At 69.8% G+C, this 13,032-nt stretch carries 15 protein-coding genes; 9 read left to right on the top strand and 6 right to left on the bottom strand.

What is annotated here, in order from left to right; all coding sequences use genetic code 11:
• The first annotated feature begins 46 nt into the window (after nucleotides 1–46).
• From ACRSBM_RS25290 to ACRSBM_RS25275, 4 genes are read left to right on the top strand one after another with little or no spacing between them, the layout of a single operon-like run.
• Nucleotides 47–373, top strand: a complete 327-nt coding sequence (locus ACRSBM_RS25290) for a zinc finger protein (RefSeq protein WP_434446667.1) — start codon at nucleotides 47–49, stop codon at nucleotides 371–373.
• Nucleotides 370–702 (top strand): hypothetical protein, encoded by a 333-nt coding sequence (locus tag ACRSBM_RS25285; RefSeq protein ID WP_434446665.1) that lies wholly within the window; start codon nucleotides 370–372, stop codon nucleotides 700–702. Before ACRSBM_RS25290 ends, ACRSBM_RS25285 begins: the two co-directional genes overlap by 4 nt.
• Nucleotides 699–968 carry a hypothetical protein gene (locus ACRSBM_RS25280; protein WP_434446663.1) on the top strand — a complete coding sequence of 90 codons (270 nt, stop codon included), beginning with the start codon at nucleotides 699–701 and terminating at the stop codon, nucleotides 966–968. The genes ACRSBM_RS25285 and ACRSBM_RS25280 overlap by 4 nt, the downstream gene beginning before the upstream one ends.
• Nucleotides 965–1,351: a hypothetical protein gene (locus ACRSBM_RS25275; protein WP_434446661.1), complete on the top strand. Its 387-nt coding sequence runs from the start codon at nucleotides 965–967 to the stop codon at nucleotides 1,349–1,351. The genes ACRSBM_RS25280 and ACRSBM_RS25275 overlap by 4 nt, the downstream gene beginning before the upstream one ends.
• Before the next feature lie 36 nt (nucleotides 1,352–1,387).
• Here ACRSBM_RS25275 and ACRSBM_RS25270 read toward each other — a convergent pair whose 3' ends face one another.
• Nucleotides 1,388–2,293, bottom strand: a complete 906-nt coding sequence (locus ACRSBM_RS25270; RefSeq protein WP_434446659.1) for a LysR family transcriptional regulator — start codon at nucleotides 2,291–2,293, stop codon at nucleotides 1,388–1,390.
• A gap of 547 nt (nucleotides 2,294–2,840) precedes the next feature.
• On the opposite strand from ACRSBM_RS25270, the gene ACRSBM_RS25265 reads away from it, so the two are divergent.
• The 4 genes from ACRSBM_RS25265 (at nucleotide 2,841) to ACRSBM_RS25250 (ending at nucleotide 5,399) form a co-directional block, all read left to right on the top strand.
• Nucleotides 2,841–3,452, top strand: coding sequence for a TetR/AcrR family transcriptional regulator (locus ACRSBM_RS25265; protein ID WP_434446657.1), 612 nt, complete (start codon nucleotides 2,841–2,843; stop codon nucleotides 3,450–3,452).
• 210 nt (nucleotides 3,453–3,662) lie between these two features.
• On the top strand, nucleotides 3,663–4,118 hold the full coding sequence (locus tag ACRSBM_RS25260; protein WP_434446655.1) for a GNAT family N-acetyltransferase: 456 nt from the start codon (nucleotides 3,663–3,665) through the stop codon (nucleotides 4,116–4,118).
• A 162-nt stretch (nucleotides 4,119–4,280) separates the two neighbouring features.
• A complete protein-coding gene (locus ACRSBM_RS25255; protein ID WP_434446653.1) occupies nucleotides 4,281–5,147 on the top strand; it encodes an alpha/beta fold hydrolase in 867 nt (288 codons plus the stop codon).
• 90 nt (nucleotides 5,148–5,237) lie between these two features.
• The gene (locus tag ACRSBM_RS25250; RefSeq protein WP_434446651.1) at nucleotides 5,238–5,399 is read left to right on the top strand and encodes a hypothetical protein; all 162 of its coding nucleotides are present in this window, start codon (nucleotides 5,238–5,240) and stop codon (nucleotides 5,397–5,399) included.
• Nucleotides 5,400–5,427: 28 nt separating this feature from the next.
• On the opposite strand, the gene ACRSBM_RS25245 is transcribed toward ACRSBM_RS25250, so the two are convergent.
• The 5 genes from ACRSBM_RS25245 to ACRSBM_RS25225 form a co-directional block, all read right to left on the bottom strand.
• Nucleotides 5,428–6,129 (bottom strand): TetR/AcrR family transcriptional regulator C-terminal domain-containing protein, encoded by a 702-nt coding sequence (locus ACRSBM_RS25245; protein WP_434446649.1) that lies wholly within the window; start codon nucleotides 6,127–6,129, stop codon nucleotides 5,428–5,430.
• A gap of 212 nt (nucleotides 6,130–6,341) precedes the next feature.
• On the bottom strand, nucleotides 6,342–7,184 hold the full coding sequence (locus ACRSBM_RS25240; protein ID WP_434446647.1) for a hypothetical protein: 843 nt from the start codon (nucleotides 7,182–7,184) through the stop codon (nucleotides 6,342–6,344).
• Complete coding sequence (locus ACRSBM_RS25235; RefSeq protein ID WP_434446645.1) at nucleotides 7,181–9,670, bottom strand: Hsp70 family protein; 2,490 nt, start codon at nucleotides 9,668–9,670, stop codon at nucleotides 7,181–7,183. Before ACRSBM_RS25235 ends, ACRSBM_RS25240 begins: the two co-directional genes overlap by 4 nt.
• Entirely contained in the window at nucleotides 9,663–10,160 is a 498-nt protein-coding gene (locus ACRSBM_RS25230) for a hypothetical protein (protein WP_434446643.1), read from the bottom strand. The genes ACRSBM_RS25235 and ACRSBM_RS25230 overlap by 8 nt, the downstream gene beginning before the upstream one ends.
• On the bottom strand, nucleotides 10,157–11,635 hold the full coding sequence (locus tag ACRSBM_RS25225; RefSeq protein ID WP_434446641.1) for a hypothetical protein: 1,479 nt from the start codon (nucleotides 11,633–11,635) through the stop codon (nucleotides 10,157–10,159). The genes ACRSBM_RS25230 and ACRSBM_RS25225 overlap by 4 nt, the downstream gene beginning before the upstream one ends.
• 97 nt (nucleotides 11,636–11,732) lie before the next feature.
• On the opposite strand from ACRSBM_RS25225, the gene mycP reads away from it, so the two are divergent.
• Nucleotides 11,733–12,995 carry a type VII secretion-associated serine protease mycosin gene (gene mycP / locus ACRSBM_RS25220; RefSeq protein WP_434446639.1) on the top strand — a complete coding sequence of 421 codons (1,263 nt, stop codon included), beginning with the start codon at nucleotides 11,733–11,735 and terminating at the stop codon, nucleotides 12,993–12,995.
• The last annotated feature ends 37 nt before the right edge of the window (nucleotides 12,996–13,032 follow it).

Genomic DNA, 13,032 nt, shown 5'->3' with positions numbered 1-13,032 from the left:
GTGCGAAGGCAGCCGCGAAACCGTGGCCCGTTCGGAAGGGGCGGTCGTGACGCTGACCGGATTGACAACTCCGGAGCCGTTCCGCTGGTTTCCGGCCGGCGGCGCGCGGCACGCGGTGCCGCGGGGCCTGGTGGAGCCGGGTGTCACGGGCGGCACGTTGTGCGGTGCCGAGATCGTCGTGCCGAAGGATCCGCCGCCGAAGTACCCGGACGGGCTGTGGCCCACCTGCCCGAGTTGCGATGAGGCGTGGCGTGAGGATCGGGCACTGCGCGACCGCGATGATGTCGTCCCCGCGCCTCGCCGGCATCCGGCCGAACCCGATTCCACCGGTGACCACTCGCAGCGTCAGCAGCAGGCCGGGGTCGGCTCATGACGAACGGCGTGCTGGAGAGGATGTTGCGCGATGAGCTGAACGGCGATCTGGCCCAGCTCAGCAGGATCGTCGCCGAGGGGGACGACGAGTCGGTGCTGTTGGCGGCACGGCAGGACGTACCCCGCCTGGTCCGCGTGCTGAGGGCTCTCGCCGAGCAGCACAAGCCCGACGCGAACGGCCGGTGCAGGGAATGCAGTCGTGGCCGGTTGCGGCGGTTGCCGGGGACGTGCCGGATCCTCCTCATCGTCCGTCTCGCGTGGACGGTGAACGAGACCGTGCCCGGCAGTCCCGGGGTGAGGCGGAGCCGGTCGAGGCGGTGGTCACCGTGACGGCGTGGGAAATCCTGCTGGAAACCGATGAGTGGCGAAGTCACCTGTTCCCCGCGAACTTCACCGGACAGACGCGCAGCGCGCAGTGCAACGGAGAGTTCAGCGTCGCGAAGCTGACGACGACGTACGACAACGTGCCGACCTGCGTCAGCTGCCGGCACAGGTGGGGTGCTCATATCGCGGACATGCTGGAGAAGTCCGCGGCCGTACCAGCGCGAGTCAAGGCGCTTCTGGAGTCCTTCCCGGAAGGAACGTGGGTTTCGTGAGCGAAGCGGTCGTACGCGCCAGGCTCGCGGGGGAACGACTGTCCGAACTGGCCGATCGCGCCGGCGGTGTGGACGCTCCCGCGCAGACGGAGGCGGTGCGCTTGCTTTCCGTCCACAGCGAGGTCGTGCGGGCCTGGGCAAGAGCGGAGAGGTATGGAACCTTTCTCCTCACTCTCGGGCTCTCGGTGAACGTCGCCGCGATCCTGTACGTCATCGCCGGGGCGTACTCGCCGTGGGCGGTGGTCGCGTTGGTCGCCGGCACCGGCGCGTTGAGTGCTGCCGTGCTGTGTCTGTGGCAGGGCAACCAGGACGCGTTGACGTTGGCTGTGGGCCTGTACCTCGACGTCACACCGCGACCGGGGCAGCACGGCGACACGGCTTGAGCAATCGGGCGACCCGCACGACCTGCCGCCGGCACGTCAAGAACCTTTGATCGCGACCTTCAGCGTCGGCATCTCGTCGACGAGCACCTTCAACAGGTTGGCCACCACCCGTGAGCGCTTGGACCTGTTCCAAGCGAGAGCCACCTGCACGGAAGCCACACCGCCAAGGCAGCGGAACACGATCCCCGGCAGGGGAACCGACCGCGCGGACGCCGGCACCACCCCGATCCCGAGCCCCGCCGCGACCAGTGCGAGAAGCATCGGCATGCTCGACGCCTCGTGCCGCTTCCTCGGGTGGAAACCGGCGTTCAGGCACATCTGCAGCACCGGGTCGGCGATCCCGGACTCCGCTTCGGCGCCGGTGATGAAGGGCTCGTCCCGCAGGTCGGCGACGGTCGTCGACTCCTTCGCCGTGAGCGGGTGGTCCGCGGGCAGCGCGAGGATCAGCGGCTCGTCGCCGATGATCCGCAGTTCCACGTCGTCGCGGTGCACGGGTGGATGGACCACGCCCAGGTCGAGGGTCTCCTCCCGGAGCTTGTCGCACTGTTCCCGGGTCGAGAGGTCCGCGTGCACCTCGAACTCCACCCCCGGCAGCTTCTTCCGGATCGACTGGACCAGGAGCGGCATGTGGGCGAACGCGACCGCGCCCGTGAGACCGATGCGCACGAGCCCTGACCGGCCCGCGCTCAGCAGCCGCACGCCGTGGATCCCGGCGTCGATCCGGTTCAGCATGTGCAGGGCCTCGTCGAGGAAGAACCTGCCCGCGTCGGTGAGCTCCACGCGTCGCGTCGTCCGCAACAGAAGACAGACACCGAGTTCGTCCTCCAACTGCCGGATGGCGTGCGACAGCGCGGGCTGTGCCATGTTCAGCCGTTTCGCGGCCTGACCGAAATGGCATGTGTCGGCAACGGCGGCGAAGTACCTCAGGTGTCGGATTTCCACTTTATTCTTCATCGAAGAACCTCAATCACGAGAAATCGCCCGAAGGACCGAGCCGAAAGCGAATCGAAGACCGCGACACGAACTCATCGCGCTGCGAAGCAACGGACCGAAGACAACGTCGAGCCGCCCCCGACTCCTCTCCGTTGGCCCGGTCCGCGCCGTCGCCGTGGCAATCACGCTCTGTTGCCAGCCGCTGAGAGTATGCCCCCAAAGGATCAAGTGCGCAAGAGTGAGGAACGCGAGCGTTCTCGATCATTCCACCTGCAAGGTTGCGTGGCGCTGGCCCGACTGGTCTAGACGGTGCCCGCAACCTGATGCGCCATACGGGCGTGTCGCGACGCCCGGAGGAGGCCAAACTGGACCGTCGGCGTTCCTCTGTTTTGTAACAGAGCGCAACAGCCGCAGTGTCAGCGCTGTCGCTCAGCGGGCGTGACGGCGTCAGAATGGCGGGTTTGTCCGGAACGCGAGTGGTGCAAAAATGGTAGTGATGGTAAGCAATTGTGTGGATAAGCCACATAGGACCGAAAGGCCACCAGGCGACGCGCGGATGAAGACACGTGGAGATTCGTACGGCGGACTCAGCCGCCTGGAACGATCAGCGCAACGGCGCAGCCGGCTGGTCGACGCCGCGGTGGAACTGTTCGCGGCACGGGAGTACGACGACGTCACGGTCGCCGACGTCTGCCTTCGTGCGCAGGTGTCGAAACGCTACTTCTACGAGCACTTCACCGACCGCGGTGACCTGGTGCTCAAGATGCACGGCGAGCAGAACAAGTGGCTGCTCGACGGCGTGCTGGGCGCCGCGCCGCAGGACCCCGCCGGTCCGCGCGAGCTCTTTCTTCCCATCATGACGACGTTGATCTCCATGCTGTCGGAGCATCCCGACCGGGCCCGGATCATCTACATCAACGCGCCACGCGTGGAGGTCTTCCGGCGGGAGTTGCTGCGCAAGGAAGCGGAGATCTTCGGTCGGCAGGTTCGCAAGGTCGTGGGGCCTCAGCCTGATCGGGTGATGTTCCAGCGGACGACGCTGGCGCTCGTGTCCGGGGTGACGCAGGTCGTGATCGACTGGCTCACTCGGGGCATGACCGATCCCTTCGACCCGTTGGTGGAGCACCTCACGAGGATCGCCTGCGCGTTGGTACGGGAACTGGCCTGACTTCGGACCTGTTGAGACCCTCGGTTGACACCTCAATGCCGTTCGGACACAGTGGGGAGTACCAATTAACCTCGTTAAGGTCATTGGTGCTGCGTGCAGTCGCCGACAGTCCGGAAACGGCGTTCGCCTGTGGAGATCTCCTGGAGCGGTGGCGGCTCGGCACGCGGTGAAGGCGTCCGTGAAGCACAAACCCGCAAAAGGAAGCCCGTGATGACTGTGACCGTTGCGGAAGAACCATGGGACAGCGCGGACGGCCTCCGGTTGCGCCGAGCCATGCAGGTCGAGCTGGCCGCCCGCTACAACATGCCTGACCAGGAAACCGAACCGCCCACCGCCGAGACCATCAGCGTGTTCCTCATCGCGCGCGATCCGGGCGGCGACGCGACAGGCTGTGGCGCCCTGCGCCTGCTGGGCGACGGCACGGCCGAGATCAAACGGATGTACGTGATCCCGGAGGCTCGCGGCACCGGCGTCGCGACCCGGATCCTGCGAGTGCTGGAGGATCATGCCCGACAGCAGGGGACCGGCACGTTGGTGCTGTCGACCGGCGTGAAGCAGCCCGACGCCATCCGGTTCTACGAACGTGAGGGCTACCAGCCGATCGACGGCTACGGGCCGTACGCCGGCGAACCGATGGCCAGGTGCTTCACCCTTCAGCTCAGCTGAACCGGCTGCCGGACGACAGACTTCGTCCCCCGTGCGAGCTACTCGTGGATGTCCACTGTGTGGTGACGCCTTGGAACCGCTGGAACTCATAGCGTTCTGGCATCGCGGCACCGAGCCGCGGCGGCCGGATCACCGAGCCGGACAACCAATCGTGGAGTGCTGATGTTTCGCAATGTCAAGTCGACCGCTGTGGCCGCACTGCTCTGCGTGGTGGCCGGACCGGCGCTCGCCGGGTGCGACGACGAGGCCACGTCGCTGTCGACGGGTTTGATCTCCGGCACCGAGAAGATCACTGTCGAGGGTCGTTCGGTGAACGTGTCGTGTTCGGGCACCGTGGTCGAAAACCGGCCGGTCGTCGTCCTGCTGGCCGGTCTCGGTGACGGTCTCGACAAGATGGCCGGCCTGCAGAAGACGTTGAGCGAGAAGGGCCGGGTCTGTTCCTACGACCGGCTCGGTGAAGGTGCGAGCGACCAGCCGGCCGGTCCGCAGACGTTCGACAGCACCGGCGCGGTCCTGTCCGGTGTGCTGGACCGGGTTTCCGGTTACCAGCCGGTTGTGCTGGCCGGGCACTCCCTGGGCGGTCTGATCGCCGCCCGGTACGTGCCTGCCCACCAGGACAGGGTCGCGGGCCTGGTCCTGCTGGACGCCACGCCGTCGACCATCGTCGCCGACAGCTCGACCCTGATCCCGGAGTCCGCCACCGGCCCGGCGGCCGAGGTGCGCGCGCAGAGCTCGGCCGTCTACGGCGGTCAGAACCCGGAGCAGCTGGTGATCCAGGACGACAAGGTGGGTTCCGCCGGGGACATCCCGGTGGAGGTCGTCCAGCACGGACAGCCCTACCTGGCCGCCATTCCCGAGTACGGCACCGCTCTGGAGCAGGCGTGGTCCGAGGGCCAGCGCAAGTGGCTCGAACTGTCCAGCCGCAGCAAGCTGGTCACCGCGGACACCAGCGGTCACTACGTCTACGTCGACCAGCCCGATGTCGCCGTGCAGGCCATCGAGCGGGTCACCGCCGAAGCAGCGGAATGAGCGACCCGTTCCACGGGTGCAACCGGCCGAGCGGTCCGACCTCAGGGAGCTCCGAATGTCATCCGCGCGGCCGGTGCGAGCGGCGCCGAGGTGACCTTCCACGAGTTCGCCGGCTCCGACCACGCCTTCACCCACTACCTGCCCGCGCGGACCGCCCGGACGGCGATCACCATGGTGGGCGACCACCTTCGCGCCGCCTACGACACGAGCCCCGGCCGACGAACCGGACAGCCACCCCGCGCGAACGCCTGAACCGTGTCCGGTCGATGGCTATGAAGCTTCATGAACCTGGAGCAGCTGGGGCGGGATCGCGCTGTCTGGTCGGCAACGGCGGTTCCGGCCCGCTTGGACCGCGAGCGTGCCGGGCGGCGAGTCCACTGAGGACGATGCCGAGGTGGTGCTCGAACCGTTGCTCACCATCGTCGCGGCGATAGACGGCTTCCTTGACCAGTGACGCGTGCTCGCCCAGCCAGGCGTCACGGTCGGCGACCGAGTACCGCGTGGGATCGGTGTCGGCGGACTGCCTTCGCTCCTGCTCCTCGATGACGAAGCCGACGACGAACGCGACCACCAGATCGATGGCGTCGTCCGCCTCGCCGAGCGTCAGCCCACCTTCGGTCCAGCGCCGGTACCAGGACTCCTTGATGCGCAGTACGTCCGGATCGGTGATCTGTGCGCCACTGAAGACGCGGGCACCGTCGCGGTGGAGCAGGTACTCGGCACGCAGCGCGCGAGCGTAGGCGGCCAGGTCGTCGCGCCAGCCGGTACCGACGGCAGGCAGCGCGTCCCTGATCCGGCGCAGGATGGTGGTGCTCATCTCGTCGAGCAGTTCCTGCTTGTTGCGTATGTGCCAGTACAGGGCGGGCGCACGGACGCCGAGCCGAGCCGCGAGCGCGCGGACGGTGACAGCGTCGATGCCCTCCGCGTCGAGCAGCTCCAGCGCGGCCGTCACGACCGCTTCTCGGGTGATCCCTTTCGGCACTGTCACAATTTATCAAAGTTAAGGAGGAGGGGGTAGTGGGCAACCAGGGATGTTCGGAAGGGAAACCGGCGCCGGAAGGGTCGCAGGGCTGACCGCCGCGCTCCGCTGCTGATGCGACCGGACGCGGTCGAGCGGCGACACCCGTCCGGCCTCGACCTCAGCCTTCACCGGAGCCGACGTGATTCCGGGCGTTGCGGCCGCGCCCGGCGGGGTCACCGGGGGTCCACCTGGAGGGTCACGGTTCGGTTCAGCGCGGGATCGGCGTCCGCGTGCGGGGCGTCCGACTGTTCCGCCGACCGCAGGACGAACGCGGTCGGCGGCTGCTCGCCAGCGGTCGCCAGGACTTCGACGGCGGCTGCCGCCCTGGCCACCGCCGTCGCCGAGCCGCCGGCCACCGGCCCGCCGGGAACCGTCACCCCGTGTCCGGCCACCGTCACGCGGACTTCCTTACCGCGCAACAGGTGTCCCCACTGTTCCAGCTGCCGCCGTCCTTCCGCGGTCAGCGAGGTGCTGTCCGGCAGGAACATGCCGTGCCGGAAGACGACACGGACGCCGGTGCCCGCGGGTTCGAGGCGGACGTCCGGGCCCGCCAGCGACGCCATCAGCGCCGGGTCCGGGGTGACGACCGCCTGCCGGGTCGCCTGCTGGGTGGCCGGGGGAGTGGGGAGTGGGGCGGCGGTGGGCTGTGGGTCGGGGGGTGCGGAGGTGGACAGCAGCACGGCGGCCACCGCGACCGTGACGACGGCCAGCGCACCGCCCGCGGCGGCCAGCGGCAGGGGGCGCGCACGGCGTCTGCCCTCGGTGATGGCGGCGATCAACCGTGTGCCGGCCAGCGCCGACGCATGTGCCGGGTCGACCGCCAGCACCTCGTCCCACGCGGCACTGGCGGCGGCCAGGTCACCGCGCTGGGCGTGCACCCTGGCCAGTAGGTCCAAAGTGGACGGATCGTGTCCGAGGTCCTCGAGGATCAGCCTCGCCGCCTCGTGATCGCCCGCCCGTGCCAGGTCCGCGGCCCGGGCACGGTCGAAGTCGCGTGCGTGGGAGACGGCGGTCATCGCTGCCGCCCGTTCAGGCTGCGGACGCCGCCCTGCGAGCGCTCCTGTTCGCCCGCGGGCAAAAGGCCGCGCAGTTCCTGGTTGATCAACGGCAGGACGCGCCAGTTGCCCTCGTGGAGCGCCTGGTTCCCTTCCGCGATCAGTGCCCGGGCCCGCACCGGCTGGGACAGTTTCGCGAGGTTGGCGCGGAAGTAGTGGAAGATCGTGACGTCGTACGTCTCGTCCCGCTTCATCACCGTGGTCGCGAGGTGGACCGCCCGGTTGATCAGGTCCTCGACGGCGGTGCGGTCGGGATCGGCGCGGACGTCGGCCGCGCGGCGTTCGACGTCCGCCAGTTCCAGGTGGTCGTCGGCCGCGCCCTTGCGGTCGAGCAGGTGCCGGCACTGCGCGATCTCCTCGTCCAGCTCTTCGAGCAGGGCGCGCAGGTCGCACTCCCGCTCGACCTCGTCCAGCACCGCGTGGACGTCGCGCAGGCGCTGGTCCGCCGCCGCCGCGCTGCCGTGGTCGGCGGCCGCGGCACGGACCTCGTTGCGGGCCAGGGTCAGCGTCTGCTCGTTCTCCAGCTGGTCCAGCTTGTGGCGGGCCTTCGCCGGCACCCGGCCGTCCTCCCGCAACGAGGCCAGCCTGCCGTGCACCTCGCGCAGTTCGCGTTCCAGCGCGGCCGCGGCGGGCGGTCGCACGTGGGAGAGGTCGATCTCGGCCTCGAACTGCTCGTCGACCAGCGGTACGTCGGCGACCACGGTGACCCGCCGCGACTCGTCCACCTCCACGGTGATCTCGACCTCGCTGCCGCTCGGCAGGTCGATGCGGACGTCCTTCGGCCTGATCTCGATCAGGCCGATCCGCAGGTTGCGGTCGGCACGCGCACGCTCGCCCTCGACGAGCGGGATGCGGATGACCGCGTCGGAGTCCGTGCGGTGCAGGGCGATCGTGGTGTAGAAGGTGCTCGACATGGCGGCGGGCAGCCGGGCGCCCTTGTGCAGGATGGGCGCGAACGTTCCGTCCGCTTCGGACAGTCCGAGGGAGTTGGTCAGCACCTGGCCACCGAGCTCGTTCGTCACGTGCGTGATCGACGCGGTGGCCGGGTTCACCTTGCACCGCATGCCATCGGCGTCGAGCAGCAGCACGGTGAACGTCGACGTCTTCCGCTCGTCCACCTGCACCTCGGTGACGAACGTGCCCTGCGCGTCCAGGCTGACCTGCGGCGTGCGGAACGGCGGCGTGCCGTTCTCGTTGTCCAGCACGACGTGGAACCGCGACCAGTCCTGTGCGGCCGTGCTCTCGAACCTGCCCTGCACCGGGACGACGTCCAGGCTCGTGGTGCGGGGATAACGGAGGTCGGCGGTGAACTCGCCCGCCACCGGACGTGCCTTCGGTCGGTCCAGCGGCACGGTGCTCGCGAACACCGCGGCACCGCGCGCGACGACGGTGCTCGGGTCCTGGCTGTGGTCGAGTTCGATGCCCAGGCCGGCGGTGCCGTCCGCGAGGCGTTCCCGCAGGCCCGGCGCCAGCGTCGTACCGCCGACCAGCAGCAGCTTGTCGATGTCGCCGGTGCCGAGACCGGCCTTGGTGAGTGCCTCGCGGCACAGGTTGATCGCACGGAGGTAGTAGGGCTCGGCGACCTGGTCGACCTCGTCGCGGCGCAGTGTGTGGTCGAACGTCACCCTGCGGCCGCCGACCCCGAGCTCGACGTCCACCTCGACGGCCTCGTTGCGCGACAACGCGATCTTGGCCCGCTCCGCCGCGTCCTTGAGCAACGCGAAGTTGCTCCGCCACAACGGGTCCTGCCTGCTCAGGTCGCGCAACCCCAGTCCCGCCTGCACCGCCGGCACGAGCAGCCGTTCGACGATCGCCCAGTCGATCAGCTTGCCACCGAGGTGCGGGTCGCCCGCGTGGTCGAGCACGCGCAGTTCGCCGTCGTGGGTGCTGACGATCGCCGAGTCGAACGTGCCACCGCCGAAGTCGAACACCATCCAGTACGCGTCGGCGCTCTCGTTCTGGAAGCCGAACGCGAACGCGGCGGCCGTCGGTTCCTGCACCAGCGGGCAGGTGCCGAACCCCGCCAGCGTGGCGGCCTCACCGGTCGCGTTGTTCTCGTGCAGGCGGAACGCGGCGGGCACGGTGATGACCGCGGCCGGTGGCGCCTCGCCGAACACGTGCGCGGCGTCGGCCCGCAGCGACTTCAGCACCTCGGCGGAAAGCTGTTGCGGGGTCAGGGAGACGCCCGCCTTCGGGAACGGCCTGGCCGCGCCGGCGAGCCCCATCTCCTGCTTGAACTCGATGTGCACGTTGTCCGGGTCGCTCGGGATGCGGTCACGCGCCCTGCGGCCGACGTGCGTGACGCCGGGTTTGGGAACCCACACGGCGGACGGCGTGTAGTCCCAGCCCTCGTTGTTCTTGACCACCGACACGGTGCCGTCGCGCACGACGGCCATCGCGCTGTTGGTGGTGCCCAGGTCGATGCCGAAGTCGATGGTGTCACGCATCGGGTTCCTCCACTGTGTCACCGGGGTAGCCGACGATGACCTGCCCCATCTGAATGCGCCTGCCCGCCAGGTAGACGGACGGGCGGACGGTCTCCCGCACGATCTCCTGCCGCAGCGCCGGATCCGGTTGCATCGTCAGCACCTCCAGCGACAGGCCGGGATGGAAGTGGGTTCCGTCGTGGTCCTGGATCAGCAGGCCGGCCTCGTCCAGCGCACGCTGTGTCGCCTGGAGGTAGCGGCCGACGCGCTTGGCCTCCCGCGCGTCCTGCTCGGCGAGGCGGGAGACCCTGCGCTGCGCACGCCAGAGGTTGGTCGCGGCGTCCGCCAGGTCCTTCTCGTCCAGCGCGGGGCTCGCCACGTCCTTTGAGGACTGCGCAGCGAGCTGTTCGACCAGTCCGGTGAGCGAGACCGGGTCCGGCCAGTGCGGTGCGGCGATCCGGAACTCGCGGTGGTACCGCCGCTGGCCGCGCGACCTCGCCCACCTGCTCATCTGCGCTCCTGCAAGTCAGCGACCAGTGCGTACGCGAACGGGGACACCACCAGGAAAGCGGCGCCGGACGTCAGGAACGGCGTCAGCGCCTCCCAGGGCAACGAGCTGAACGCCCACCAGCCGAGGACGAACGCGACGCCTCCCACGAGGAAGGTCGCCGCGTCGCTCACCCGCGTCCGGTACCAGTCCGAGGTGATGATCCCCATGGGCGCCCAGGCGAACAGGATGGTCCCGATCACCGACACCCACGTCGGCGCTCCGAGCAGGCCGACCGCGCAGGTCGTCATCGCCGCGACGAACGTGGCGAACACCGCCAGGTTCGACGGCCAGCGGGACAACCGCAACGGCTGCCTGGACAGCTGGTTCAGCATCGCCTGGATCTCGGTCTGCTCGACGGGATCCGTCACGGTCAGCCGCAGCCGCTGGAGCATGCGGATCGCCGCGGCCTTGTTGCCCTCCCGCACCAGCTCGATCACCTCGACCTGCCACGGGGTCGCCGGCGCGGCGGCCAGGTTGTCCTCGATGATCTCCCGATCGCTCGGCTCGACCACGAACGACAACGCCCGCTCCAGCAGGGTGACCGACCGGGTCCGGTCGTCGTGCTTCAGTGCCAGCCCGCAGTTGTTCAGCATCACGGCGACCCTGTTGCGCTGCTTGGCCGACCACCGGTACCGCTCGTGCGGTGCCAGCTGCTCGAGCAGGTCGCCGAGCTCGGCCAGTTCGCCCGCCCGGTCGGCCGCCGGACCGTTCACCGCGTCCCTCAGCAGCGAGTGCACCTCGTCGACCACCTCGTCGATCCGCCTGGACGTCGGTCCGGCGGCGGTGCGGCGCGCGTCGTCGATCACCGTGGCGGGCACGTCCCACGCGTCGAGCAGGCTCGCGAGCCTCGGCCTGGCGCCGGACAGCGCGACCTGCGGCGCCAGCAGCGCTCTGGGCAGCGCCTCCCGCAGTCCGTCCACAGTGGACTCGTCCATCCTGCGGTCGGACAACGCCTTCATCCGGTACCGCGGGTGGTCCCAGAACCGCGGGTGGTCCAGCGCGTCCAGCCACGCGTCCGCGGCGTCGACCCAGAGGTCCTCGTCGGTCTCGGCGTCGAGCGCTTTCGCGTGGGCCTCGACCGCGGCGTCGTGCGCCTCGTGGACCTCCGCCGGGCAACCGCAGGCGCCGGGTTCGCCCCACCACCAGAACAGTTCGTCCACCAGGCGGTGATCGGGACGTTCCAGCGCGTCGAACGCCGACCGCACCTCCTGCGCCGCGGGTGGCCGCGGCAACGGCAGCCGCCGGTCGCCGGGGATCGTGCCGCTGCCGAGGTCGAGCGCGCCGAGCAGCAGGTGCCGTTGTGCGCGCACCTGCGCGGGCTTGGCGTTCGTGGCCAGGCCGACGACGCGGAACGGGTTGCGCCGGTACAGTTCCGGCCCCGCGATCTCGCGCAGCCGGACCACCCCCACGCGACTTCTGTCCTGGCTGATCGGCATGAGATCACGCTATTGCCGCCACACCACCGGGTGCGGCCCGCTGACCTCTTCCTGCCAGCGCACCGGAGGCGTCCGGCAGGGCGATCACGATCGCAGCATGATGAAGCGGATCGGGGCGCTCGCCGTCGCGGCGAGCATGACGTGCCCCCAGGCGGCGGCGGCCGCGCCACCGGCGGGAGCCTGTCACAACCCCACGCCCGCCAGGCCGGCGATCACCGAGCTGCCGTGGGCACAGCGCACGCTGATGCCGAAAACCGTGTGGCCGCACAGCCAGGGCGCCGGCGTGCTGGTCGCCGTGGTCGACTCGGGCGTCGATGCCGACCACCCGCAACTGCGTGCACCGGGCAAAGTGCTGCCAGGACAGGACTTCTACCTCGTCGGCGACCTGCCGGGCAACTTCGACTGCGTCTCCCACGGCACGGGCGTCGCCGGCATCATCGCCGCGGATCCGGTCGACGGCATCGGTTTCGCCGGTCTGGCACCGCAGGCGCGGGTGCTGCCGGTGCGCGTCACCGACCGCGACGTCACCGAGCAGGGCGCGCCGTCGGCGCTCGACCCGGTCGTGCTGGCCAGAGGGATCTGGTACGCGGCCGACCAGGGCGCCAAGGTCATCAACCTGTCCGTCGCGGGCAGCGCGGACAACCAGTACGTGCGGGACGCGATCGCGTACGCGCAGTCGAAGGACGCGCTGGTCGTCGCCGCGGCCGGGAACACCCAGGACGGCGAGGACCCCGGCCCCGCGACCTTTCCCGCGGGCTACGACGGCGTGCTGGGCGTCGGCGCGTCCGACCCGGCGGGAACACGGATGCCCGCGTCGCGGATCGGCCCGCAGGTCGACGTCGTCGCGCCCGGCGTCGGCGTGACCACGACGACCCGCGCGGGCGGCCACAACTACCAGAACGGCACCAGTTTCGCGGCTGCGTTCGTCTCCGCGACGGCGGCGCTCGTGCGTTCGGCGTGGCCTCAGCTCAACGCCCGTGAGGTGGCCACCCGGATCATGGCGACGGCGAGCCCCGCGCCCGGTGGGGAGGGTGGCGCGTACGGCGCGGGCCTGGTGAACCCCTACCGCGCGGTGACGGAAGGACTGTCGCCTGCTTCTCCCGCACCGCTGCCGGACGTGGTCGTGCCGCCGGAGGATCCCGAACTCGTCCGCGCGGCCTCTTGGTGGTCCCGGACCACCTGGCACACCCGTCTCACGGCAGGGGCGGTGCTCGGCGCGGCGGCGTTGCTTTTGCTGCTCGCGCTGGTGCTGCGCCGTGGGCGTCAGGGGAGCTGGCGGCCTCGGCGCACGGAACCTGTTTCCGTTCTGCCGGAGCGGGAGCGGGTGCTGGACGAGGATTCGTTGTTCACGCGCGGTTGAGTGCGGTGGTTCAGCCCAGTGCGGCCGGTACCCGTAC

Source organism: Lentzea xerophila (genome assembly GCF_051094245.1).
Taxonomy (GTDB): domain Bacteria; phylum Actinomycetota; class Actinomycetes; order Mycobacteriales; family Pseudonocardiaceae; genus Lentzea; species Lentzea xerophila.
The sequence above is the reverse complement of the archived record's forward strand: the minus strand, read 5'-3'. Positions and strand labels throughout refer to the sequence as shown.

What these genes read in the sequence shown, in the direction of transcription:
- ACRSBM_RS25285 (WP_434446665.1), top strand. Translation starts at nt 370, where the DNA reads ATGACGAACGGCGTGCTGGAGAGGATGTTGCGCGATGAGCTGAACGGC.
- ACRSBM_RS25265 (WP_434446657.1), top strand. Translation starts at nt 2,841, where the DNA reads ATGAAGACACGTGGAGATTCGTACGGCGGACTCAGCCGCCTGGAACGA.
- ACRSBM_RS25260 (WP_434446655.1), top strand. Translation starts at nt 3,663, where the DNA reads ATGACTGTGACCGTTGCGGAAGAACCATGGGACAGCGCGGACGGCCTC.
- ACRSBM_RS25255 (WP_434446653.1), top strand. Translation starts at nt 4,281, where the DNA reads ATGTTTCGCAATGTCAAGTCGACCGCTGTGGCCGCACTGCTCTGCGTG.
- ACRSBM_RS25240 (WP_434446647.1), bottom strand. Translation starts at nt 7,184, where the DNA reads ATGACCGCCGTCTCCCACGCACGCGACTTCGACCGTGCCCGGGCCGCG.
- ACRSBM_RS25235 (WP_434446645.1), bottom strand. Translation starts at nt 9,670, where the DNA reads ATGCGTGACACCATCGACTTCGGCATCGACCTGGGCACCACCAACAGC.
- ACRSBM_RS25230 (WP_434446643.1), bottom strand. Translation starts at nt 10,160, where the DNA reads ATGAGCAGGTGGGCGAGGTCGCGCGGCCAGCGGCGGTACCACCGCGAG.
- ACRSBM_RS25225 (WP_434446641.1), bottom strand. Translation starts at nt 11,635, where the DNA reads ATGCCGATCAGCCAGGACAGAAGTCGCGTGGGGGTGGTCCGGCTGCGC.
- mycP (WP_434446639.1), top strand. Translation starts at nt 11,733, where the DNA reads ATGATGAAGCGGATCGGGGCGCTCGCCGTCGCGGCGAGCATGACGTGC.